Origin of the sequence: Pantoea sp. PNA 14-12, assembly GCF_004364735.1 — a bacterium.
GTDB lineage: Bacteria > Pseudomonadota > Gammaproteobacteria > Enterobacterales > Enterobacteriaceae > Pantoea > Pantoea stewartii.
Window position 1 is genome coordinate 336,250 of record NZ_SOAJ01000004.1, and the last position, 22,901, is coordinate 359,150.

Annotated in this window: 19 protein-coding genes and 1 tRNA gene; 7 read left to right on the plus strand and 13 right to left on the minus strand. The window is 51.3% G+C overall.

Annotated features, from left to right (window positions below):
- Window positions 1-10 precede the first annotated feature (10 nt).
- Window positions 11-577, minus strand: a complete 567-nt coding sequence (locus C7434_RS15535; protein WP_006118245.1) for a SiaB family protein kinase — start codon at window positions 575-577, stop codon at window positions 11-13.
- 16 nt (window positions 578-593) lie between these two features.
- Entirely contained in the window at window positions 594-1,823 is a 1,230-nt protein-coding gene (locus C7434_RS15540) for a SpoIIE family protein phosphatase (protein WP_006118246.1), read from the minus strand.
- A gap of 295 nt (window positions 1,824-2,118) precedes the next feature.
- On the opposite strand from C7434_RS15540, the gene C7434_RS15545 reads away from it, so the two are divergent.
- Window positions 2,119-2,194 (plus strand) — tRNA-Phe (locus tag C7434_RS15545).
- Between the two features lie 425 nt (window positions 2,195-2,619).
- Here the strand turns inward: C7434_RS15545 and C7434_RS15550 are convergent.
- Window positions 2,620-3,930 (minus strand): glycosyl hydrolase family 28-related protein, encoded by a 1,311-nt coding sequence (locus C7434_RS15550; RefSeq protein ID WP_058702243.1) that lies wholly within the window; start codon window positions 3,928-3,930, stop codon window positions 2,620-2,622.
- A 353-nt stretch (window positions 3,931-4,283) separates the two neighbouring features.
- Between C7434_RS15550 and C7434_RS21990 the strand changes: the two genes are divergently transcribed.
- Window positions 4,284-4,454, plus strand: a complete 171-nt coding sequence (locus C7434_RS21990) for a hypothetical protein (RefSeq protein ID WP_166649060.1) — start codon at window positions 4,284-4,286, stop codon at window positions 4,452-4,454.
- A 439-nt stretch (window positions 4,455-4,893) separates the two neighbouring features.
- Here C7434_RS21990 and C7434_RS15555 read toward each other — a convergent pair whose 3' ends face one another.
- Together C7434_RS15555 and C7434_RS15560 are read right to left on the minus strand one after the other, a co-directional pair.
- A complete protein-coding gene (locus C7434_RS15555) occupies window positions 4,894-6,168 on the minus strand; it encodes an MFS transporter (RefSeq protein WP_006118250.1) in 1,275 nt (424 codons plus the stop codon).
- Window positions 6,165-7,586, minus strand: a complete 1,422-nt coding sequence (locus C7434_RS15560) for a M20 family metallopeptidase (protein WP_133745634.1) — start codon at window positions 7,584-7,586, stop codon at window positions 6,165-6,167. The genes C7434_RS15555 and C7434_RS15560 overlap by 4 nt, the downstream gene beginning before the upstream one ends.
- A 145-nt stretch (window positions 7,587-7,731) precedes the next feature.
- Here C7434_RS15560 and C7434_RS15565 point away from each other — a divergent pair, with 145 nt between their 5' ends.
- Both C7434_RS15565 and C7434_RS15570 read left to right on the plus strand, forming a co-directional pair.
- Window positions 7,732-8,646 carry a LysR family transcriptional regulator gene (locus C7434_RS15565; protein WP_133745635.1) on the plus strand — a complete coding sequence of 305 codons (915 nt, stop codon included), beginning with the start codon at window positions 7,732-7,734 and terminating at the stop codon, window positions 8,644-8,646.
- A gap of 442 nt (window positions 8,647-9,088) precedes the next feature.
- Entirely contained in the window at window positions 9,089-9,451 is a 363-nt protein-coding gene (locus C7434_RS15570) for a hypothetical protein (RefSeq protein ID WP_133745636.1), read from the plus strand.
- A gap of 131 nt (window positions 9,452-9,582) precedes the next feature.
- Here C7434_RS15570 and C7434_RS15575 read toward each other — a convergent pair whose 3' ends face one another.
- The 8 genes from C7434_RS15575 to C7434_RS15610 form a co-directional block, all read right to left on the minus strand.
- Window positions 9,583-10,791 (minus strand): aldose 1-epimerase family protein, encoded by a 1,209-nt coding sequence (locus C7434_RS15575; protein WP_133745637.1) that lies wholly within the window; start codon window positions 10,789-10,791, stop codon window positions 9,583-9,585.
- A gap of 294 nt (window positions 10,792-11,085) precedes the next feature.
- Window positions 11,086-11,838, minus strand: coding sequence for a DUF1868 domain-containing protein (locus tag C7434_RS15580; protein ID WP_226374566.1), 753 nt, complete (start codon window positions 11,836-11,838; stop codon window positions 11,086-11,088).
- 467 nt (window positions 11,839-12,305) lie between these two features.
- Window positions 12,306-13,592, minus strand: a complete 1,287-nt coding sequence (locus C7434_RS15585; protein WP_006118256.1) for a PAS domain-containing methyl-accepting chemotaxis protein — start codon at window positions 13,590-13,592, stop codon at window positions 12,306-12,308.
- A 757-nt stretch (window positions 13,593-14,349) separates the two neighbouring features.
- Window positions 14,350-15,636, minus strand: a complete 1,287-nt coding sequence (locus C7434_RS15590; RefSeq protein ID WP_133745639.1) for a PAS domain-containing methyl-accepting chemotaxis protein — start codon at window positions 15,634-15,636, stop codon at window positions 14,350-14,352.
- Window positions 15,637-15,924: 288 nt separating this feature from the next.
- Window positions 15,925-16,320: an acyl-CoA thioesterase gene (locus C7434_RS15595; protein ID WP_006118258.1), complete on the minus strand. Its 396-nt coding sequence runs from the start codon at window positions 16,318-16,320 to the stop codon at window positions 15,925-15,927.
- 187 nt (window positions 16,321-16,507) lie between these two features.
- Window positions 16,508-18,085, minus strand: a complete 1,578-nt coding sequence (locus C7434_RS15600; protein ID WP_133745640.1) for a methyl-accepting chemotaxis protein — start codon at window positions 18,083-18,085, stop codon at window positions 16,508-16,510.
- A 441-nt stretch (window positions 18,086-18,526) separates the two neighbouring features.
- Window positions 18,527-19,192 (minus strand): YfdX family protein, encoded by a 666-nt coding sequence (locus C7434_RS15605; protein ID WP_133745641.1) that lies wholly within the window; start codon window positions 19,190-19,192, stop codon window positions 18,527-18,529.
- Between the two features lie 111 nt (window positions 19,193-19,303).
- Complete coding sequence (locus C7434_RS15610) at window positions 19,304-19,546, minus strand: hypothetical protein (RefSeq protein WP_058709068.1); 243 nt, start codon at window positions 19,544-19,546, stop codon at window positions 19,304-19,306.
- A gap of 443 nt (window positions 19,547-19,989) precedes the next feature.
- On the opposite strand from C7434_RS15610, the gene C7434_RS15615 reads away from it, so the two are divergent.
- From C7434_RS15615 to C7434_RS15625, 3 genes are all read left to right on the plus strand, one after another.
- Window positions 19,990-20,928, plus strand: a complete 939-nt coding sequence (locus C7434_RS15615) for a sensor domain-containing diguanylate cyclase (RefSeq protein WP_033739717.1) — start codon at window positions 19,990-19,992, stop codon at window positions 20,926-20,928.
- 140 nt (window positions 20,929-21,068) lie between these two features.
- Window positions 21,069-21,899, plus strand: coding sequence for an alpha/beta hydrolase (locus C7434_RS15620; RefSeq protein WP_006118263.1), 831 nt, complete (start codon window positions 21,069-21,071; stop codon window positions 21,897-21,899).
- A gap of 595 nt (window positions 21,900-22,494) precedes the next feature.
- Window positions 22,495-22,659, plus strand: a complete 165-nt coding sequence (locus C7434_RS15625; protein WP_006118264.1) for a general stress protein — start codon at window positions 22,495-22,497, stop codon at window positions 22,657-22,659.
- The last annotated feature ends 242 nt before the right edge of the window (window positions 22,660-22,901 follow it).

Here is a 22,901-nt window from a genome sequence, read left to right on the forward strand (position 1 = left end):
AGAGGATTCTTTAGTCATGGCAGATTGTCGCCTTTAGCCAAAAGGCAGAGAGCTCGCTGGCTTCCAGTGGCTGGAAGCAGTATTCCAGCGGTTCACTGACGTCGCGGGCAAGGGTAAGTAAGCCGATATTGGCGCCTTTGCTCCAGACAGGACTCTCTGCGCGTAACCGACTGCGGTAGGCTTGTTTAATTTCGTCTGCGTTCATGACCCGTAACGAGTCCAGATCGCCACGCAGTTGAACGCTGGCATCGCTGCCTACCAGATTGGCACTTTCCAGATAGTAGCGCCCACCATCATAGCGCAGGCTCAGCGATCCAAAACGATAGAGCTGATCGTTGTGGCTCAGCGCCCGGCTGTCCTGCGAGTAGCGCAGGATGTTTTGCGCGATCTCGACAAAGCTGGAGAACAGCCGTCGTCGCACTTTCTGTGACTGCTCGTGGTTCTCCAGAAACAGTTTGACCACTTCACCCATTGCTGTGATGTTTTGCGGCGAAAAAAAACCGGTGTACTGGAGCGCGATAAGACCAGATTGCGATTCGGTGTTGAACGGCAGACCACGGAGTGATTCGTTTTTCATTTTCTTCCCGGTGCAATCAATAGCGAAAGCCAAACCAGGTGACGTCGTCGCGTCGCGCCTGGTTACCTTGCCAGCTTAAATAGTCTTGCTGAAACGCCAGCGATAACTCCGCCATAGGCAAATGCTGATAGCGCATCAGCAGTGACTGAATACGCTTATTGCCAAACATAATATTGCGCTCGCCACCCGGCTGATCGGTGACGCCGTCCGTCAGCACAAACAGCATATCGCCGCGATTAAATGCCAGGCTCTGTTCCGGCCAGTCATAATCCTCCGGCGTATCGGTATACCCCACGCCGACGCGATCCTGGCTGAGCGCGATGATTTCGTTACTGATGTTGCTGAGCATAAATGCCTGGGTTCGGGCGCTGGCCCAACGCAGCTGATGCAGTTCGGTATCGACAGACAGCACGATGGCATCGCAGCCATCGTTAGAGAGTGACGTTTGCTGAGACGCATTTAACTGTCCCAGGGTTTGTTTAATATGGTGGTTAAGCGCATGCAGAATGCGGGCAGGCGCCTGCAGATCGGCCTCGCGTAGCGCATTTTCCAGCGCAGACTGCAAAATTACCGTCATAAAGGCACCAGGAATGCCGTGGCCCGTACAGTCGGCAATGACCGCCAGCCAGCCGTTATTATGACGGTGAAAGGCGTAATAATCGCCCCCCACGCCGTCCCTGGGCTGCCAGTACAGACACCAGTCGTCGAGCAGAGTCGCGATTAGCTGGTTGGATCGGTCCAGCATCGCGTCCTGAATCACCCGCGCGTAATCGATGCTTTGTAAAATCTGCTGATGCTGGCGCGCCTGTAAGTCGGAGACGCGGCGGATCAGATCGATCCCTAAACCAATGCCAATATAGTGTCCGTTCTCCGTCAGGATAAAGCCATCAGCGACGGACTTATCGCCATTGGCCACCACCTGCTGCGCCACGCTTTCCAGCGTGTTTTCTACGTCGATCACCAGCGGGAACTTATCCATAAAGGCAATGCAGCTCTTACGGTCATACAGTTCGGGAAAGAAGGGCCGCGCCATCTGCGACAAAAAGATGTGGCGGTTAATCATGCCAAACGGTTTGCCGTTTTCTACCACGGGCAAACCGATGAGATCTTTATGCTCGGCAAACAGCGCCATCACCGCACGGTTATCCGTCTCCGGACTGACAAAAGGGACCTCAATGCATAACACCCGCGCGTCGTAACGACTTGAGGCGGAAACCACAGTATTCACAGAGGCGGGTAACTGCATGATGCGGCTCTTGATTGTCCAGGAATAATCTTAAGAGTAATGAGCGCAGATGACGGATTTATGGCAAAAAAACAGTTAGTAAAAAGAGCGCCGATAAATCGTGGATAAAGCAAAATAGCAGCGAAAAACCGCCAGCCAGGCGGCGTTAGACAGCGTGAAAATCCGGCACCCGAGTTATGCGCCACCGGGACCGGCGGTCAATGTTGCTGCGGTTGATGGAAAAGGCGGCAGTTGATTTCATTTTTGTGAAAAGCGTTTGACGCTGGGGCCTGCATAGGGTTTAATGCGCCCCGTTGCCCGAATAGCTCAGTCGGTAGAGCAGGGGATTGAAAATCCCCGTGTCCCTGGTTCGATTCCGGGTTCGGGCACCAAAATTTGAAACCCTCGCTTCGGCGGGGGTTTTTGCGTTTGGGGGCAAGGCTGTAGTTATCGGGACGGCTAAACGTGCAAAACAGCCTCTTCGTGGCGAGGGACAAGGCGTATGTCGTTTGCCAGCCTGTTACGGCATCTGCCCATAAAAAGGCTGACTGAGTGGCGATAGCACCTCGATCTTCCCTTTGTCATGCGCTTCTCCGAAAAGTATGCAGTCCGGTAGCAGAATAGAAAGACATCTTTTTACCGGAAGCCTGTTATCATCAGGTTAACGGGATCACGCCGCTGACGCCTGCCAGACGCAAGGACTGACATCCAGTTTACTGCTTCGGCCTGTTGCCCCATTCGAATTGCGTAAATCAGGCTGTCCAGCCTGGCCCAGGCTAATAATAAACCCCGGCCGGTACCGGGGCGAAGCGAGAGGCTACACGGCTGGCATGATCGGCTGAAGATTCAGATAGGGCAACGCATAGTCAGGTAACAGGTCGATGATCGCTGGCAGGGGGATTTCTGCGATGACACCTGCTACCACCACCCGTTTTCCACTGTCGGCAAAGCGGTTTTCCGCGCAAAGAAAAGCGTCAGGGAACAGGGTGACGCCAGGGCCAGGCGAGCCAATGAGTTGAGAATCTTCGCTGCGATTAATAAACAGATTAGAGAACACCAGATACTTTGAAACGGTGATGTGTTTCTCTGGCGTATCATAAATGTTACTCCAGTAGCTAATCATTCCATCGTTCAAATAATTATTGAATATAAAGGTATCCTGCATGATGCGCCATTGAACGGCTAAATCGTCGTAGGGACGTGCATCAAATGAGATACTTTTTAGATAGTTACCGGCAAATACGAGGCCTCGGGCATTACGGAATTTCAACTGACCGGACGCATCAGCAGGCCAGCCTGAAAAATAGTTCTCAACAACTTCAACCTGGTCGTAGGCTTTAATATAAACAGCATGATCCCGGACAATATCATTTTCACCGCTGGCCGGATTATACAAGCGGGGAGTCGTGCTACCTGAAAAGAAATTTTTACGGAAAACCCCTTTTTTCAAATTGCTGGTCGAGTACCACCCGGCAACAAAGTGCCCCTGCTCATCATCAAATGTCATTATCCCCCGTGTGCGTAATGCGATAAGCGTCAGCAGCATCGCTTTTGTGGTTGCATCAATCCACGCTTCCGCAACAGAAATGTCCGTTATTGAACCCAGAAAATTTTGCTCGATTATCAGGCCGGGCGCATTGCCATAGGTATTTATCGCCACGCCGGGATAACCCCGGCCACGCATAAAAACATTGCCCTTAATCAGGTAAGCCTTTGTTGAGCAGGTTAACTGGGCTACGTTAGTATCGCTCACCGTATTAATAAAAACATTATAGTTAACATTAATGCCGGTTTTTCTTCCGTAAAAATACAGCGTCGCATTCTCAAAGATAATATTCTCTATTGTCAGGTTAGCGACGGTATTGCCATATTGACCGTCACCAAACATGACGGCGCGTTTGTTGTTGATACCGCGAAATACCGTGCCGGTAACATCACCTTTCAGTGAGTTAAACGATTTGAGCTGGATATCCTGCGAGAAAAGGTAGACGCCTGCGGGGAAATAAATGCCTTTTTTCTGTTGCGTGCTGATATTTAATAGCGCAATGAGTTTTTCAGAGAGATCTTCGGATGTATCAGGGTAAATACCCATGTCGGGCGCAAAAATATAGTCATATAACGTATCCATATTCACCTCATTTTTAACGTAAAACCTACTTGATCTGCATGATGTGTCTGTCCGTATTTAATGTAAATTACGCAATGTTTCTACTGCATCTTCAGCAAGGGAGGGCCGAATAATGGCAGGTTTGCATGATTGCACGTAATAAAAAACGGGTTTCTGCCTGGGTAGGCAACATTAAGCGTAAGAACATTGAGCGAGATCAAAATGGTTAACAGAGCCGGTATGAGTTAAACAGAATACGGGATAGATTTTACAGTTAAACCCGATCTGAAATGATTCACAGATCCCTGCCAATTCGCGCAACAGGAAAAAGGCGAACGGGTCGCTGACAAACAGCATATTCAGGCGGAGGAAAGATGGCTCACTGGCCAGGCGAAAAGTCATGGTCTGATAGTTTTGATGCTGCTAAAAAAATACTTCCGATATGGGCTGTTCTTAATAACGCTGTAATAACCTTTGCTCGTATTGGTGAACGCATCCTTATTGTTCTGCCGTTCCATCACTGGAATAAAAACGGTGCGGGTTAATTGTTAGTACGTTCCCCGTAAGTCTTGCTGCTGGGACACAGCAGAATATGATGGTTCACAGAGCTTCTTTATCGTGACTGGGTCATTATTTTTCATTATCGTCAGCTTGCCAGACGGCATAAAGATGATGCCTCATGTGAGTAAGTTAATCTTGTTTACAGTATTAATGCGTCTTTTCTACCGTTCCGTTTTCGGGGTGGCAGACCACACATTGAGCCATTACCGGGTGTTATGAAGACTGTTACATTCTAAAGTGGGTGGGGATGAATATTGTTGACAGCAATCGGGGGGTTCTTAGCAAGGTATAAAGAAAGGAAAAATCAGTCAGCTTTCTCAGCCCGACTGATGCTGGGGTTATTGAAGCAAATGAAGCGTTAACAGCCAAACTTCTGCCACCTTGTAAAATCCGTCAGGTGCACAACCCTGTGCACCTGTTCTCCTACTTCACGCGCTTCTGGCTGCGCAGCAGTGCCAGGCCGCTCAGCACCGACATGGCCATCAGGTAATAGCCGGGTGCCAGGCTGGTGCCGGTGGCCGTGATTAACAGCGAACAGATCAGCGGTGCAAATCCGCCAAATACGGTCACTGCGATGTTATAGCTGATCGCCATGCCGCTGGCGCGGGTGCCCATCGGAAACAGATCGGCCATGACCGACGGCACGGTTGAGAAGTAGATCGATTTCAGCAACGCCATCCAGCAGACCAGCGCGACAAGCGTGATGGGCGTGGTGTGACTGACGACCAGCTTAAAGGCGGGATAGATGGTGACGATCAGTAAAATCAGCGATCCCCACATCAACGGAACCCGGCCGATGCGTTCTGCCCACAGACCCATAACCGGCGTCACCACAGTCAGGATCACACCCGCCATTAACGTCGCGGTAAAGGCCACAGAGCCGGGCAGGTGCAGATTGCGCGTGGCATAGGTCGGTACATAGTTGAGCATGTAGTTAACCGCCGTGGAGATGACCATCAGGCCAATCGCCAGCAACATCAGCTCTTTCTGGCGGCCAAACAGGCGTTTAAGTGGGGCAACATCAGGTTGATGTGTGGCAAAGCTGGCAGGTTCATGCACATGGCGGCGGATATAAATTCCCAGTGGGCCAATCAGCAGACCAAAGGCAAAGGGAATGCGCCAGCCCCAGTCCTGAATCTCGCTTTCCGTCAGGATTTTCGTTAATCCCAGACCAAACGCGGATGCCATCAGCGTACTGGCCCCCTGAGTGGCAAACTGCCAGCTGGCGATAAAGGCTTTGCGCTCGGGAAAATGCTCCACCAGGAACGCCGTCGAGCTGCCAAATTCGCCGCCGGCAGAAAAACCCTGAACCAGCCGCGCCAGCAGGATAAGTACAGGGGCCATCAACCCAATACTGTCGTAACCCGGCATAAACGTAATCACGGCACCGCCCAGCATCATCAGATTGATGGAGAGCAGTAGCGCCTTTTTGCGACCATGGCGGTCAGCATAGTTGCCCAGCACAATCGCGCCCAGCGGCCGGATCAGGAAAGACACACCGAAACTGCCGAACGTAAGCAATATCGACACGGACGGATCGCGGGTCGGGAAAAACGCATGGGCGATATAGCTGGCAAAGAAGCCGTAAACCGCAATATCAAACCACTCCAGCGCATTACCGATGCAGGTGGCAAACAGGGTTTTGTGCAGGCTGGGTTTATTCGCGTGCAGAGATGCGGTGGTATTAAGTGTGCTCATGCGGCACCTCCGGCATGGTGACGATGCTTCGCGACCAGTTCGCGGCCTTGTTCGCCCAAATCCCACAGCAGTCGGGTCATGATCTGCAGGCCTTCGCGCGCAATTGACTTCAGCATATGCTCGTTCACGCCGTGCTGACCGCAGGCGGGATAAGAGTGCGGCACCCACAACGTGGGCAGGCCGAGAATGTCGGAGAACACCTCATTAGGCAGTGAACCGCCCAGGTTCGGCAGCAGTGCCGGCGTTTTGCCGCTGGTTTCGGCCATGCTGGCCAGCACCCAGTCGACTAACGGATCGGTGGGATCCAGCCGCGTGGCAGGCGATCCGCGCATAAACTCGACGTTCACGTTGTCAAAGCCGTGCTGTGAAAGGTGTTTCCTGACGTGCTGCGCCAGATTTTCCCAGTCGGTGCCGACCACAAACCGCAGCTGACATACCGCGGTCGCCTCGCCCGGAATGGCGTTCATGGGGCGGGCAGGATTGCCGGTGAGAAAAGACAGCACCTCCAGCGTGTTCCAGCCATACAGGCGTTCTGTGGGGGTAAGTGCCGGTTCGCCCCAGTCCCTGTCAATCTCGGGATCGCCAGGCATGCCGCCGACGTGAATCTGACGGAGAATATCGCGTACCTGCTGAGTGAGTGAACTGGGTTTCAGCGCCGCCACCTGAAGCACGCCCTGAGCATTCACCAGCGAGGCAATGGCATTGGCCAGTTGCGTGCCGGGGTTACTCAACAGGCCACCCCAGTTGCCGGAGTGATAGGCGTTGTCGCGAGCCGTGATGGTAAGGCGAAAATTGACGGCGCCGCGCGAGCCCAGGAACAGGGTCGGCTGCACCGCGTTCAGGCGTGGACCGTCTGAGGCGACAAACAGGTCGGCTTTGAGCAGATCGCCGTGCTGCTGGCACAGCTGTGCCAAACCTGGCGAGCTGATCTCTTCGCCCATCTCGAACAGCAGCTTGCAGTTGAAACCCAGCCTGCCGCCGCGCGCCTGAAACACCTGTTCCAGCGCGGCCAGGTTAACGCAGTGCTGACCTTTGTTATCCGCACTGCCGCGGGCATACCAGCGGTCGTCTTCTTCAACAAGCTCCCAGGGCGTTAACCCTGCGCGCCAGTTTTCGTCATCGCCAAACACCACATCGCCATGACCATAGCTCAGCAGGGTGGGTAGAGCGGGATCTTCAATGCGTACCGCCACCAGAAAGGGACGATGGGCTGCTTCGGTGTTCTCAATAAAGTGCAGAGTAAAGCCCAGCGCGCGCAGCTGCGGCCCAATCTCATCGTGTAAATAGTGATGCAACTCGCCGTCGCGATCCTGGCGCTGGCTCTCGGTGCGCTGCGCCACGCGACGCGCCAGAATGCGTTGAAATTCCCCACTGTCGAACCAGGCGGTGGCCTGTTGTATGGCGTTTTGCGCTGTCATGTTTGCGTATCTTTTATGCGTATTATGTTGTCCCATCATTTCCGAAACGCTGCTTTGCCACAATTATCAATTTATCGAGTAAGATTTGCTTTTAAAGCAAAGCTAACCTGCCCGTTTTCGAGGCATGCACCAGCATGAGGCGCGCATGATCAGTAATGAAATCCGCTATTTTCTCGCCGTGGCGAATACGGGCTCGTTAAGTGCGGCGAGCGAACAGTTGTTTATTGCGGTGTCGGCTATCAGCCGTCAGATTCAGCGGCTGGAGACCCAGGTGGGCGTTCCGCTGTTTGAACGTCACGCTCGCGGGATGGTGCTGAATGAAGCCGGGGAGATTTTTGCCCACCATGTGCGCAAGAACATGCTGGATATGGACTATGCGCTGGCCGAGATCAAAGGGCTGAAAGCCGTGCGGCGCACGCTGATTCGGCTGGCCTGTACCGACGGGCTGGCCTTTACGTTGCTGCCGCGCATGATTGCCGACTTTCGCGAGACGAATCCCGGCATCCTCTTTGACATTAATGTCGCCAGCCCACAGGGCGTGTCCGAACGAATACGCAGCGGCGAGTGCGACCTGGCGCTGCAGTTCAGTCTTCATGCCGAAACGGGCGTGGAAATTATCGGCTCCTGGCCTGCGCCGGTGTTGTTAGTGATGCATCAGAGCCACCCACTCGCCAGCGCGCCGCAGGTGACATTGCGTGATATCAGTCCCTATCCGCTGGCACTGCCCCAGCAGAATACCACCGTGCGTCAGTTGTTCGAGCTGGCGAGCCATATGAGTGGCAACCTGATTGAGCCGGTGGTGACCTGCGATAATTTCTCTACCTTATTCCAGTTTCTGCTCCGTACGCCGTTGGCCATGACCATCTGTAGTGCCTTCAGCGTGCTACAGGAAGCCGAAGCGCATGGACTGGTGATGCGATCTGTCGACATCGATCAACTGAGCCAGCGCAATCTGCAACTGCAGGTGCCTTCTGGTCGGCCCCGCAGCGCCGCGCTGGAGATGTTTTTAGCGTTTTCGCGGCAGCAGTTAACGGCGCTGGAGGCACTCACGCAGCCCTGAGAGGCCGGATTATAAAGCGGTAGGTTCAGGTAGGGCTTCCCAGACGATAAGAGCGTTTCCGCTCAACGCCCTGCAAGCCCGCCTTTTTGCTCTGCAACGGCCACGATCCCCTGACGGATGACGAAAGCGCCGTGCGTTCACTTGCCTGGGCCGCTTCATTCTTCAGCCGTTTGATTACGTCATCAGGTTACGCACCCGCTGTGAAGGCAGACTGCGTTTTTCGGACTTCGCCTTATCGCTTTTCCGCTTTATCTGATCGCCAGTACGGCTGCGTTGTGGAGTAGTGTAAAGGACGTAAAAGGCTGTAAAAACGCGCGTTTTTAGCCTGTGACGCGCTTATCATTCCTGCCATACGTCACTGTCACTCAGTCGGAAGTTTGCCGATAAAACAGAAAACAGTGCACATACTGACCTGAACATTCATCTGCAAAGGAGAACCACCATGGATTCTTTCTTTCCTGAGGATGTCATTGATACCCTCAGTAAAACGTTCTGGCAGCGCGTCAGTGCGATGAAAGGGCTTATCGAACGTCACCAGAGTTTTCGTCTGCTGTGGTTCGGCGAGGCGCTGAAACGTAACTACAACTGGACTGATATCAGCGCGGAGCAGGCCGTCAACCGCGTGATTAGCGAGAGTCAGGGGCTGCCGCTGGCGGAGGTCAGAAAAATGACCATCGCCCAAAAGTGGGTTGCACTGTCAACGGTGAGAAAGACGCTCTACTCACAACCGGATGGTAAAACGTTTCAGTGGCTGGTGGAGAAGAAGCTGGACGAGTTGGATAATCCCGGCCAGTTTTCAGCGTAACGCCATATTGCGTTCAGCTGCGCAATAAAAAACCTGTCCACGCTGTTCGCGTTAATATCAACTGGCCGGGGTTGCCCCCGGCTCTGTGATGAACAGCGAAACCTTACCGCTTTTGTGGCAGTAAACCGCGCTTATTCATTCGCGATCGGCGTCGAATTTTCCTCGATTTTGGTGTCGCCCTGAATCGCCTGAATCCGCTTCTCTACCGCATTTACCTGATCGCTGTTGTGCAACAGCGTGTAGGTCAGATCAAAGGTTGCACTCGCGCCCGGTGCCAGCTGTTTCACGCGCTTCTGCTCCCGTTCAATCGTGACCGGATAGGCATAGTTGGTGCCGGGCTCAATCCCGGTGACATAGCCTTGTTTAAGCGTGTCGGTATTTTTCCACAAGGTCAGCAGCGGTAACTGCTGAGTATCAAACTGAATGGACGCGCCTTTGTTGCCCGCTTTATTAACCACGGCGGCGACCGTCTGATGATCCTTGTCGGACAGCGGTTTGATGTTAAACACCATTTCATCGAAGTCTTTGGTTGGGCCTTGATAGGTCTGCCAGTTTTTCAGCCCCGCTTTGGCATAGTCATTGAACGGGCTGATGCCCGACATCGGGGCCATAAAGCGGGCACCTTCTTCCAGAATGGGCGTACTGAAGTTGCTGTGATAGATGATCTCGTAATCGTGCGGGTAATCGGAATGGTTGGTCAGCACGTCGTGCAGGCTGAACTGGTTGCTGCCCGGCACATAACGCAATTCCGTCCACGTCTGCAAATCGGCTTTCTTAAACGTGCTCTCTTTGATCAAACCGCGAATACGGATTTCATGCGGGGCCGCATCCGCCACCTCGACTTCAAGCTGCGAGACCGGCGTGTTTCCGGCTTTGCCATGCAGCGTGTAGATACGGCCTTTGTCGTTCACCGGATGGCCGGTCCATTCGTAGCCACAACGCACCATCATTTCGTTGAATCCTTCCAGCCAGCCCAGGCCATTGCGGCTTTCAAGATTGATGAACGCCGGGTTTACCACCTCTTTAACGGGCGAATCCCAGCCCAGGCGGGTGCCGAATCCCTCTACGCGGAGCAGGTTCATACCGCGTGTCGGAATAAGCGTAATAGTCAGGCCATCCTGACTGCGGATGACCAGAAGCTTACTGCCTTCCTGCTTGCCGCCATGCAACACTTTCTGCTCAATGCTGAACGGTTTGCCCTGAATGTTCAGCTCACTGCTGTTTATCTGCCAGTTTCCTTTGTCGGTGCCTTGTTCAGCACTCGTCAGCACCCAAGTTTTTGCAGATACCGAACCCGAAATCATTACGGCCAGCACCGTCAGTGCGAGTTTCGTCTTCATCGTTTACCTCTCTGGCTGAATCGTTTTTTCATTAGTGAGAGGAATTTACTGATTTGGGCTACGCGGAAACGTGATTTCTCTCACCTGCTGGAAAATCAGGCAGGATTAAGCGTGTTAGTGGGATGTTGCTCACATTTAAAATGCTTATTAATGCTGTTATGTCATCTTTTTATCGGCATAAACGCGAAAGCTGTAAACGTTTCAGCCACCACCTGTAAACCGTGGCTGGCGCGCAAAGTCAGGAATCAAAACAAAGGCGCGAAGCAGGGGCGTCGCGCTGCACAGTGAGGCGGATCAGGTCAGATAAAACTGTCGCTTGAAGGCAAACATATCATTCAGCAGGCAGTACTCGGGATTACCGAGCGTAATAACTGGCGCGCGCTGCGCGATCATCGTTTTCCAGTTCGCCAGTGAACGTCGCCAGGCGGCGTCTTCGTCGTCGGTCAACGGCGCAAACTGATATCCCAGCGTGATATGAAACTGGTAGCGATCGTGGTCTGGTTCGCGAATGCCGGTGACCTCGGACAGCCGATCGCGTAAACGGCGCAACCGCGTCTCTGTCTCCGCATCCGCCGTTAGCAGGCGCAGCGTTAACGGGGTTTCACGCGCAGACGGCGCCTCCGGATTGACGCGCATGTGGTAAGGCGAGGCATCCTCACCCAGTTTATATGTCCGCAGGCGTTCAGCCAGAATCCGGTCGCACTCGTCCATGGGCATGTCCAGCGGCAGCCCGGCAGGCCATAAGGGATAGCGTCTTGCCTTGTCGTTGGCTCCGCCGAAAACAGTCATGTGATAACTGGAGGGCGGCAGTGCGGTAACCTTCCTTGACCAGCTTTCGCCGGGCAATTCACGATAGACATCAAGCAGGGCATCAAAGGATTCTGAGCCGTCACCTTGCTGCGGCAGATGGCAGATAATCGTGTTTCCTTTAAAGGGAAGAACCCGGCCATCTGCGTCAAACTTACGACCCACATCGTTGGGGCGGTGTTCCGCACCGATGGCGAGGGAAGCGGCCAGACCGCCCAGGGTGGCAATCGTACCTTTCAACAGCCTTCTCCGTGTTGTCATCGAATAACCTCTGCATTTAGCCGGTTCCGACAAGGTCGGTAACGGGACCGTTTCCCCGCGCAACGCCACCCGTATCTGCGCGTGATGTATTCCTGAGAAGCTGTTCTCATGCCTGACCGGGCTTAACAGGCAGGGGTGCTGTGATAAGGGGACAATAACGCGCATGCGCAGAAACAAAGAACCCGACGTCATCCTGCACGGTGATCCGCTCAGGGCGCTTCTCAACCGGGGAGCTTAGTGAAGATCTGTGACTAAAAAATGACTGAAGATGTACAACGAGCGAAAGAGGAATATCTGTTATGACTAAGCGGGCCGCAATGGCGCTTGCAGCACGCTTCATAACGCCCGATGCAGCGTCGTCGTGGCTTGTTCATCTGCGCGCTTTTTTCTGCTCGTCTGAGAAAGAAAAAGCCAGCGTATGCGCCGCTGGCATGACGTTTTCATGCTTATACATTGAGCCGGTGGATGACCGTCACGAATTCATTTACCCCGCGATTGATCTCCTGGAAACTGCGCGAGAGATTGCTGATCTTATCGTTTTCAGTCGTAAGAAAGCGTCTGATTTCATCAAGCTGCCGGGACATGTTTTCAATGAGCGCGGTATTTTCTTCCACAACTTTCGTGATTTTAAGCGTTGCCTGCGACGTCGAAGCCGCCAGTCGCCGGACCTCCTCGGCCACCACGGCAAACCCACGTCCCGCTTCGCCTGCCCGCGCGGCCTCAATCGCCGCGTTTAACGCCAGAATATTGGTTTGTCCGGCGATGGTGTTGATCGTCGAAACAATTTCTTTTATGTCCATGGAAGAATGATTGAGTCTGTCGCCAATGTCTGCTGCCGCACCCACCTGTAACGACATGGATTCCGCATTGCGGATGGTCTCACCCAGGACATCATTGGCATTAAAGGTGATTTGCGACGTCTCTTCCGACGTTGTAACGGCAATGTCAGCGATCCGTTTGGCATTCTCTACGCGGTCGGTGATATCAGACGCCAGTTTAATAACCTTATAAACATGCCCGGAGGCATCTTTGACAGGGTTATAGCTGGCCTCCAGCCAGACGCGTTTTCCAGACGCTGTCACACGTTCAAAACGCCCTGTGAAAGCACGCCCCTGCTGAATCTTTTGCCAAAAATCAGGCTGCTCCTTATAAAATTCATCAAAGCAAAATATGCGATGATGTTTACCTTGAATGGCCTCAAGCTGATAGCCCATTAATTTCAGAAAATTGTTATTGGCGTCAATGACCTCACCCTGCGGTGTAAACTCAATCATGGCCATGGAGTTATTCAACGCGGTAATGATGGCTTCTTTATGCTTTAACGCTTCATGTTTATGCGTAATGTCGTTGGCAATTTTTATGATTTTTTTCACCGCACCGTGGCGATCTTTCACAGGGAAATAGGTGGCGCTCAAATACAGCCGGCTGTGATTTTTGCGAAACCGCTCAAAGATACCGCTGAACGAGTGACCTGAGCCGAGTGTTTGCCAAAAGTGGGTATAGTCGCTGGAGTGCACAAATTCATCATCGCAGAACAGGCGATGATGCTGACCGGCGATCTCATTTAGCGTGTAGCCTGTCAGTTCGAGGAAAGGCGTGTTTGCCGTAATGATGCGACCGTCGGGCGTAAATTCAATCCAGCCGATGTTGGCTTTGATCGCCTGTGTATTGGTCTGGTCGTCCGCTAACCCCAGTGAAGCTTTACCAGGCATAAAACGTGTCAGGGCTAACATACTTCTCTCCATCTGATTCAGTTAAAGGGACGTAAAGCGTCGGGCCTCGTGGCGGAGAGTTTGCTGTCTGATGGAAAGTAAAGCGTCCGGCCCGGGTCATTTAACTTATCGGCACAGGCCGGTTCATATTTAGAAATGTATTAAAAAAATTGATGCTTATCACAGTGACTGTCAGTGCACACAGATAACGAGCTACGTCTTCTGACAGACTGCCTGTAACAGTGAAAAGATGGCGAAAGCAGAAAAACAGCAGCCATGTGGCGGATTGCTTCCCGCTGCCAGACAGGACGGCAGATAAAAAAGCAGGATGAGCGGGGGCTTTTCCGGGCAGATGTCAGCGGCAACCGCTACAGCCCGGATAAGATTGTTAACCAGAGTTTGTCAAACGAGGTAAAAGAAGACATCAGGAGGGGTTATACAGTCAACATAAAGTGTTTAGGGCTTGTTGCAGTGTAGGGACGTTTTTATGACAGGAAAGCGCGAATCAGCGAGAGCGAAGCCGATGGCAATGGCGTCGCCAGGCGTTTTCATGCACACCCGAGAACGCGCCTGCGATGGCGATGAGCCGGATTTTCTGTCAGGCAGGCATGTCGCCGCTGTGATACCCAGGCGCTGCATCACCACACGGCGGCGTTGACAGGCTGGTGGCAGCAGAAAAGGCTGACGCGTCAAACAATGACGCGCCCGTGTGTGGGGCGTAACCCTGACAATAAAACCGTATGCAGTGCCGTGAATCGCATCAATGCTGCCTGTGCCCTCAGACCTTCAGTCGATGAATCACCGTTACGAATTCGTTTACGCCGCTGAAAATTTCCTGAATGTTGTCGGACAGATGCGTGATTTTGTCGTTTTCTGTGGTGAGAAAGCTGTTAATGCCGTCGAGTTGCTGGTGCATATCGCCAATCAGGCTGGCATTTTCTTCGACCACCTTGCTGATTTTCTGCGTCGCCTGTGAGGTAGAAGCAGCAAGACGTCTGACTTCTTCTGCCACCACGGCAAAACCGCGTCCTGCTTCGCCTGCCCGTGCGGCTTCAATCGCAGCATTGAGCGCCAGGATATTGGTTTGTCCGGCAATGTTATGGATGGTTGAGACAATCTCTTTGATGTCTTTGGCTGAGTAATTCAGTTTGTCGCTGATTCCCGCTGCCGCAGCGACCTGCGAGGCCATCAATTCGGCGTTACGCACCGTCTGACTGAGAACATCATTGGCATTCACGGTGATGTGTGACGTTTTTTCAGACGTGGTCATGGCGATATCCGCCACGTCCTGCGCCGTGACGACACGTTCGGTAATATCCGACGCCAGTTTAATCACTTTATAAACGTGTCCCGAGGCATCTTTCACCGGGTTGTAGTTGGCCTCAAGCCAGACGCGTTTTCCTGATGCTGTTACCCGTTCGAAGCGCCCGGTGAACGCGCGCCCCTGTTGAATTTTGTGCCAGAAGTCCGGGTTTTCTTTATAGAACGCGTCAAAACAGAACAGACGGTGATGTTTGCCCTGAATAGCGGCCAGATCGTACTCCATCAGCGTAAGGAAGTTTTTATTGGCATTAATGACCTCGCCCTGTGGCGTAAATTCAATCATGGCCATGGTGTTGTTCAGCGCCGTAATAATCGCTTCTTTATGCGTGAGTTCTTCATGCCGATCGGTAATGTCGTTAGCGATTTTGATAATTTTTTTGACCGTGCCGTGTTTATCTTTCACGGGGAAATAGTTAGCGCTTAAGTAGAGCAGGCTGTTGTCTTTGCGGTAGCGTTCGAAAATGCCGCTGAATGACTGGCCTGAGGCCAGGGTTTCCCAAAACAGGGCATATTCACGGGAGCGCACAAAATCAGGCTTACAGAACAGCCGATGGTGCTGACCGGTGATCTCACTGAGCTGGTAACCCGTTACGGCAAGGAAGGCCGGGTTAGCCGTGAGAATAATGCCCTCGGGCGTGAATTCAATCCAGCCGCTACAGGCCTGGATGGCCTGGATATTATTCTGATCATCCGAGGCGCTCCGCGCGTTTTTGCCGCGAAGTAAACGCATAAGGGAAAACATAGATCTCTCCAGATATCGCTGTAATAAGCTCGAAAGGTGATGACCGCGTAGTGGAGAGACAGCGACCCGGTTAAGGGGAAGTCGATCGGCTCGGGTCTACTTCGGTTATCGGCATTGCGCATGTCATATTTAGGTCACATTTCAGCCACGGTGAGCGCACAGTGAGATGCGTCACGTTACAGGTGGTGGGCAAGGCAGGTACATCGACACAGGAGAGGACGTCTCGATCTCAACATGATGAGAATGTCGTGATCGAGCGTCGCGGTAATCAGCCGGAAAGCCGGCGCGTTAGTTTCCGGCGTCAGGTATCGCACTACGTAAAAAAGCCGGAATAACAGGACGCCCTTTTTCCAGACAGGTGCCGGTGAAAACCGCCTCAGCATAAACAACGTTATCAACCAAAATTTGCTGGACGAAATTAACGCGGTTACGCTTTTCGTTTGCCGCGAGTGCGCAGGTCACCTGCATCTCATCGCCTTTTTTCAGACTCTTTTTAAAGCGAAGCGTATATTCAAGCAGCATATGGATACGGCCTTCGGCAAACTCCGCTTCCAGATCCACGCCAAGATGCTCTTTCATGAACGCGTGGCGTGTCCATTCCATATAGAAGGGATAGTAAAGTCCGTCTACAACGCCCTGAAAATCGATATGCTTTTCGTCAACCTGATACGTTTTGCTAAACATAGTATGGCCACTGATAAGTGAGGGAAGGCCCACTTTAGTCGGCATGGCTGTTTTTTTAAACGGCTTTTTTCAGGCGACAGAGGAAGGTGAGTGATTCACGCTAACAGTAAAATCGGCACGCGCCAGAATCATCCAGACACGTGCCGGGTGGGCTTTACGTCATGCCGCAGCTAAACACCGAGGCTGTTTAGCGCAGCACAGCGGCTGGCTGGTGTCGGTCAATACGGAAAATGGACACGGCATTACGTAACAGGGTCGTTTGTTCCACCATGCCCTGGGCCGCAGAGGAGACCTGCTGCACCAGCGCGGCGTTCTGCTGGGTGACCTGGTCCATTTGGCTGACGGCAATGCTGACCTGCCCGATACCGTTGCTTTGCTCATCCGACGCAATGGTGATTTCGCCCATAATGGTCGTCACGCCCTGTACGGATTTCACGATCTCCTCCATCGTGTTACCTGCCTGTTTCGCCAGGCCCGAACCTTTCGCCACGTGTTCAACCGACTGGGTGATCAAATCTTTGATTTCTTTAGCCGCGGTAGAACTGCGTAAGGCGAGCGAACGTACTTCTCCGGCAACCACCGCAAATCCGCGTCCGCCTTCACCAGCCCGTGCGGCTTCAACGGCGGCGTTCAGGGCCAGAATATTCGTCTGGAATGCAATCCCTTCAATGACAGAGATAATCTCGGCCACTTTGCCTGAGCTTTCTGAAATAGAGCGCATGGTTTCGACAACCTGTTTCACCACATCTCCCCCCTGCAGGGCCACGTGCGAAGTGGTATCCGCCTGAGAATTTGCCTGACGGGCGTTATCGGTATTTTGACGGACGGTAGCGGTCAGCTCCTCCATACTGGCGGCCGTTTGTTCCAGTGCGGCAGCCTGCTCTTCAGTGCGCTGAGCCAGGTCAATATTGCCCTGGGCGATTTCGCTCGCTGAGTTATTGATCAGTTCCGCAGAGGACTGAATGCCACTCACAATGGTGACCAACTGTTGGCGCATGGCTTCCAGCGAGGCCATCAGGCTGCCCTGGCCTTTAAGCGGCACAGCAATGTCTACCGTCAGGTTACCCTGGGCAATCATGCCAGCAATATCGGCAGCCGCTTTGGGTTCGCCGCCCAGTGCGCGAACGATACTGCGTGTAATGATGGTGCCCAGCACCAACGAGAGCAGGATGGTGGTTAACCCGGCCAGACTGAGCGTCATTTTCGTGGCAAAGGCCAGGCTGTTGACGTCGTCAGAGCGCGTAGCCAGCAGCGACGATTCTGCGTTGTTGAAATCGGCGGCGACGGCGCGGTAGCGATCCATAAAGGCTTTATCACGCCCTTCCTGAAAAAAATGCGTCAGGGCTTCGAGCGGTTGTTGTCCACCATTAACCTGACGACGCAATGCGATTAGCTGATCGTCAATGGCCTGGACGCTGTTGTGCAGGTCAAGTAATGACGTCAGTCTTTGCTGTTGACTGGCATTATCTGCCGTCATGGTGCGGAGCTGATTATATTTCTGGTCGAACGCCGTTTTGCCTGCGTTGAACGGTGCCAGGAAGGCTTCATTACCGGAGATGACAAATCCCCGCACGCCCGTTTCCATATTAACCATGTCAGTTAACATGCTGTCGCTCAGACTCATCACCTTATAACTGTGAATATTCCAGCTATTGGCCTGCCGTAGCTTGAGAAAGTTAATAATCGACAAGCTGCTGCCTATTAATGACACAAGAACGATGATGCCGAACGCGAACGCGATTTTGCGGCCTGTTGTGATTTTCATGTTGATTCCCCGTTTAGTAATTTTTTTATTTTTGTAATAACAACCCTTGCTTTTCGAGTATCGGCAACAAAGGAAGGCAGTTTATGAAAGCGAAGCCGTTTTTTAAAAAAAAGTTTAAAAACTATCCTTAAGTTTAGTAAAAAGTTAATTTCCTGAGTTATCTATAGTATTCGATAGAAAGGACGAGATTAGCGTAAGGTGTATAAATAAACTGAAAATAAAAGTGATAATGAAAAGGAGGTACTGGAGATTTGTGTTAAGTGAGCGTAGTTGCTGGGGTAGGGAGAAAAAAATGGATGATAATCAGGCCGTATCATTGTGCGCTTGATATCTGAACGGATTAAATAAGGTTGACGCTTTCATCTCACCTTATCGATGAAATGAAAGCGGCCTTATTGTTTAACATCGTCATCGTGTATTTAATGTCACGCTTATTGATAATTACGAGCCTTTATTACTCTGTGATGCACTGGCACCGGTCTGTGAGTGATGCAGGGTAGGGCTCACAGGCAGTTCAGAATAAGTTTGCGTATCGTAAATCACGCCTTCTTCTGCGGATTTCAGCAGCATGCCTGCCTGGTAGTATTTATCCTGTTTCATTAAAGCAAGGGCATTTGAAACATCATTTTCTGTTTGTTGTAGCGGCATCAGTTCCTGCGTTTCAGTGACGGCTACGCCAGCCAGCTTCAGCGCATCAAGCGCACCTTGCTTATCACCTGCTTTAATATGCTGATTGGCTTTATCGATCGCGTCATTTTTCTGTTTTGATAGCTGGTAATCTTCCGACACGGATACATCGGAGCCGATGCGAATATAATTATCTCCCGTCATCGGGGCTTTTTTGTCATAGCGAATATACTTTGTCCAGTCCACACTATTATCTTTCAAATAAGTGTCAGCCTGAGTCGCCAGCACTTTTGCTTGTTGAGTTTGGCCATTAAATAATGCGTTGCGTGAAAGTTGAATATCATTCATGGCCTGCGCGGCCTGGGCCGAAATGACTTCATTATTTAATGTATGGCTGTCTTTAAAGGACTCAGCGGCCGCAGCGCCACCAGTAAACACTAATACGGCTACAATCATTGAGCTAATAATCATCTTTTTCATGATATTTATCCTCTGTATTTATGCATCCGAAAGGTGCTAACGTCATTGATTACATCTGTAGTGTTCATTTACCAGGACTGTCTTTTTCGAAAAAGCAATAACACTGCGTTGTCAGACAAATGCAACGCCGCTGTTTTTGCTGTTTGGGAAACAGTTATCCAGAATGGCATTCTTTACGCAAAAATAATGAGGTGAAACGGCGTTGAAAACATAATCCGCCTGCGAAATGTCCGGGCTGTTTTTTGAGAAAAACATATCGCCAACAAACAGGGCGTCGGTCAGATGTGAATCCTGGCGTGAATAATCACTTTTACACAGGTTACCGTGGTAAGAAAGCAGAAGGGGCAGAGCCATGATGTTATCTCCTTGATGTCGTCTTGACGTCTTTACTTAACACCCGGAGGATATTTAATTGTAATTATGAGTTTGCAGAAAAATGTCACTGTTACAATTGCATGGTTTTTTTATCATTTTAATTCAATGGCTTGCGAATCAGTGTTTGTTACATCTTACCGCTTCTTTAAAAAACCTGAGTTTTCTATAGAAGAAAGCGTACAGGCTGACAGTCGGGTTATAAAAGAAGCCACATCAGCCGCGCCGTCGTTGATCACTCTCTGTGCAAGATAATCATTCAGCGCGCTGTCACTGAGCGTCTGCCGTATGCTGGTTCTGATGCGGCTAAGCGTGGTTAATTCTGAACGGGTTGACTTTATCCCTGTCTCATCGTGTTTTGAACATGTTGCTTTACAGTGCGCATGGCAATGGCAAAATAGCCTTTTCTCTTTCCCGCTATCGATATGTCTGAAGATGCCCTGCGGCAGCAAATTGCGAATTTAAAAAAACACAATGCGCGATTAAGGCGTATTGCGCATGATGCCCGCGATAAATTGGGTGCTGCGCTGGACGGCACGGGCCTGTGCTTGTGGCAACTGGATATTCCCACGGGCAAGTTGGTTATTTTTAACCGCCGCTGGGGATCCATGCTGGGTTTTCAGCCTAAAGAAACGGATGCCCATTTTGATGTGTGGAAATCCTGCCTGCATCCTGAGGATGCCGCAGATGTTCTGAAGGCGTTCTATGATCATATCGAGGGCAAAGCACCCTTCTATGAAGCCTTACATCGGATGATTGGTAAAACAGGAAAAATTACGTGGGTGCTGGACCGGGGCCGCGTCAGTGAATGGGACGAGCAGGGCAGACCGATCAAAGTGACGGGCACGCACATTGATATGACCAAAGAGAAACAGTACGAAGCGCAACTGGCTTCACTGGCCATGCACGATCCCCTGACGCAATTAACCAACCGGCATGCGTTGATCAATCATTTTCGCGATATGAAGAAAAAGGCATTATGTATTGCCTTTATTGATTTAGATAATTTTAAGCATGTCAACGACACGTTAGGGCATCGCAGTGGCGACGAAGTCCTGATTCAACTTAGTCTGCGCTTTATCGCAGCCTGCCCACCAGGTGTCATTATTGGGCGACTGGGCGGCGATGAGTTTGTTTTACTGATTCCGCTCGCGTTAACCCATCCACTCACGAAGAGGCTCACGCACGCCTGTCTTAATGCTGCCCTGCAACCTTTTGAGCTGGCCAACGGTACTGCCGTCATTGGCGCATCCATTGGGGTTGTTCAGGTTGAGGAGCCAGAAAACTTTGACAGTGCGCTGGCCCGTGCTGATGAGGCGATGTACCGCATCAAAAAAAACGGTAAACGCGGTGTAGCGTTGTAAAAACGCGTTTTTTCTGCTTCTGGTTTGACCATCGGTTTCCCTCTGCCATGCTTGACAGGTAGTGCCGCGCGCCGGAACGTCGCTGAGCTTCTCAGACGATGGCCGGAAGCGTCATCACCTTCATCCATAGCGAGGCGTTTATGAGTCTGTTTAAAAGCAAAGATGGATTTAACCTCTACTACAAAGACTGGGGCAAAGGGCAACCGGTACTGTTTAGCCATGGCTGGCCGCTGGACGCGGATATGTGGGATAGCCAGCTCAACTTCCTTGCCGAACGCGGCTATCGGGTTATTGCTTTTGACCGGCGCGGTTTTGGACGTTCCGACCAGCCATGGGAAGGATACGACTACGATACGTTTGCTGACGACATTCATAGCCTGATCACACATTTACAACTCAAGGATGTCACGCTGGTCGGGTTCTCAATGGGCGGCGGCGACGTATCGCGTTATATTGGAAAATATGGCACGGGCAACGTTAAAGGGCTGGTTCTGTTAGGCGCAGTCACGCCCGTGTTTGGTAAGAAAGACGATCATCCCGAAGGCGTAGAGAAATCGGTTTTCGACGATATCAAACAGGGACTGCTTGACGACAGAGCGCAGTTTATTAAGGATTTTGCCGCCCCCTTTTATGGCACCAATGCTGGCCAGTCAGTATCCGAGGGCGTATTGACGCAGACGTTAAACATGGCCCTGCTGGCATCGCTCAAGGGAACGCTGGACTGTGTTACCGCTTTTTCTGAAACCGACTTCCGCGCGGATCTCGCTCGCGTTGATGTGCCCACCTTAATCATTCATGGCAGCCATGATCAGATCGTCCCGTTCGAGGCGACCGGAAAGCTGGCCCATGAACTGATTACGGGTTCAGAGCTCAAGATCTACGATCAGGGGCCTCATGGATTCGCTGTCACGCATCAGGCTCAGCTCAACAACGATTTACTCGCCTTCCTGCAAAACAGCAGGGCAGAATAGTCCGAAAAAAACGCCCGTCAGGGCGTTTTTATTTTTATTGCCGCTTCGCTTACCTGAAATGTGATGAGCGGTATTTCTTCCGCTTGTGAGAAGTGCCATTTTACTAATTGTCGCCTGCCTGGTCATTTTATGATCTTTTCTTTCTCTTCATTCTAATAAACGAGACGTTTACCGCTTCGCTTATTTTTGCATGTTGCAAACCCTGCCGTAATGAATTCGATTTTATCGCGCTTAGTTAAATAGATCATTTATTGATCATATTGACGATGGGCAATGTCACCTGGCCGTCCCTGTGCTGCGATTGAAAATAAAATCAGTGTGGACTTTTTAATAAATAGATCGATTAATAGAGCCTTAGAGGAGCGTTTTCATTAAAGTTTTCGCCAGGAGCGTTAAACTAGAGTTTCCTCGAAAAATAGTTTCATCACTAAAGAATTAACTGGATGTACAAATAAGGTATATGTATCTGCCTTTGTGAGTGTCGTGGCCGTCATGCTTGATTAGGTGATTTTACAGCTACATTTGTTTGTGCACCCTTTAGTTGATGCAACTTCCACTGTGCTATTTCAATAATTAAACTTGCGGAGAACACAGAATGACTCAATATCGTGGTGGGGCCGGTAATTTCGCTGCAGACAAAGAGAGAGCAGCAGAAGCAGGCCGTAAAGGCGGACAAAACAGCGGTGGGAATTTCAAAAACGATCCCCAGCGAGCTATTGAGGCGGGGCGTAAGGGAGGTAAGGTCAGTCGAAGGAGTTAATTCAATATTAACAAGGGGTTAGCTATTTAAGCTGAAACCTTCAGTGAAGCTGACTTCTACTCAATATATAAACTTCGCTGTTTAATCCATGAAATAAACCACCTCTGGTTTAGGATTTGGTCAATCTTGCCGGAAAGGATATTCCTTTCCGGTTTTTTTATTGCTGCTTTTCCAGTCAACGCACGGCTGTCTGAACGAAAAAATGAAATCCGGGTTCACCAAGTGAAACGCCTCTATTTTAA

Coding starts and splice junctions, on each gene's coding strand:
- C7434_RS15535 (WP_006118245.1), bottom strand. CDS start 577: ATGAAAAACGAATCACTCCGTGGTCTGCCGTTCAACACCGAATCGCAA.
- C7434_RS15540 (WP_006118246.1), bottom strand. CDS start 1,823: ATGCAGTTACCCGCCTCTGTGAATACTGTGGTTTCCGCCTCAAGTCGT.
- C7434_RS15550 (WP_058702243.1), bottom strand. CDS start 3,930: ATGGATACGTTATATGACTATATTTTTGCGCCCGACATGGGTATTTAC.
- C7434_RS21990 (WP_166649060.1), top strand. CDS start 4,284: ATGGCTCACTGGCCAGGCGAAAAGTCATGGTCTGATAGTTTTGATGCT.
- C7434_RS15555 (WP_006118250.1), bottom strand. CDS start 6,168: ATGAGCACACTTAATACCACCGCATCTCTGCACGCGAATAAACCCAGC.
- C7434_RS15560 (WP_133745634.1), bottom strand. CDS start 7,586: ATGACAGCGCAAAACGCCATACAACAGGCCACCGCCTGGTTCGACAGT.
- C7434_RS15565 (WP_133745635.1), top strand. CDS start 7,732: ATGATCAGTAATGAAATCCGCTATTTTCTCGCCGTGGCGAATACGGGC.
- C7434_RS15570 (WP_133745636.1), top strand. CDS start 9,089: ATGGATTCTTTCTTTCCTGAGGATGTCATTGATACCCTCAGTAAAACG.
- C7434_RS15575 (WP_133745637.1), bottom strand. CDS start 10,791: ATGAAGACGAAACTCGCACTGACGGTGCTGGCCGTAATGATTTCGGGT.
- C7434_RS15585 (WP_006118256.1), bottom strand. CDS start 13,592: ATGTTAGCCCTGACACGTTTTATGCCTGGTAAAGCTTCACTGGGGTTA.
- C7434_RS15590 (WP_133745639.1), bottom strand. CDS start 15,636: ATGTTTTCCCTTATGCGTTTACTTCGCGGCAAAAACGCGCGGAGCGCC.
- C7434_RS15595 (WP_006118258.1), bottom strand. CDS start 16,320: ATGTTTAGCAAAACGTATCAGGTTGACGAAAAGCATATCGATTTTCAG.
- C7434_RS15600 (WP_133745640.1), bottom strand. CDS start 18,085: ATGAAAATCACAACAGGCCGCAAAATCGCGTTCGCGTTCGGCATCATC.
- C7434_RS15605 (WP_133745641.1), bottom strand. CDS start 19,192: ATGAAAAAGATGATTATTAGCTCAATGATTGTAGCCGTATTAGTGTTT.
- C7434_RS15610 (WP_058709068.1), bottom strand. CDS start 19,546: ATGGCTCTGCCCCTTCTGCTTTCTTACCACGGTAACCTGTGTAAAAGT.
- C7434_RS15615 (WP_033739717.1), top strand. CDS start 19,990: ATGTCTGAAGATGCCCTGCGGCAGCAAATTGCGAATTTAAAAAAACAC.
- C7434_RS15620 (WP_006118263.1), top strand. CDS start 21,069: ATGAGTCTGTTTAAAAGCAAAGATGGATTTAACCTCTACTACAAAGAC.
- C7434_RS15625 (WP_006118264.1), top strand. CDS start 22,495: ATGACTCAATATCGTGGTGGGGCCGGTAATTTCGCTGCAGACAAAGAG.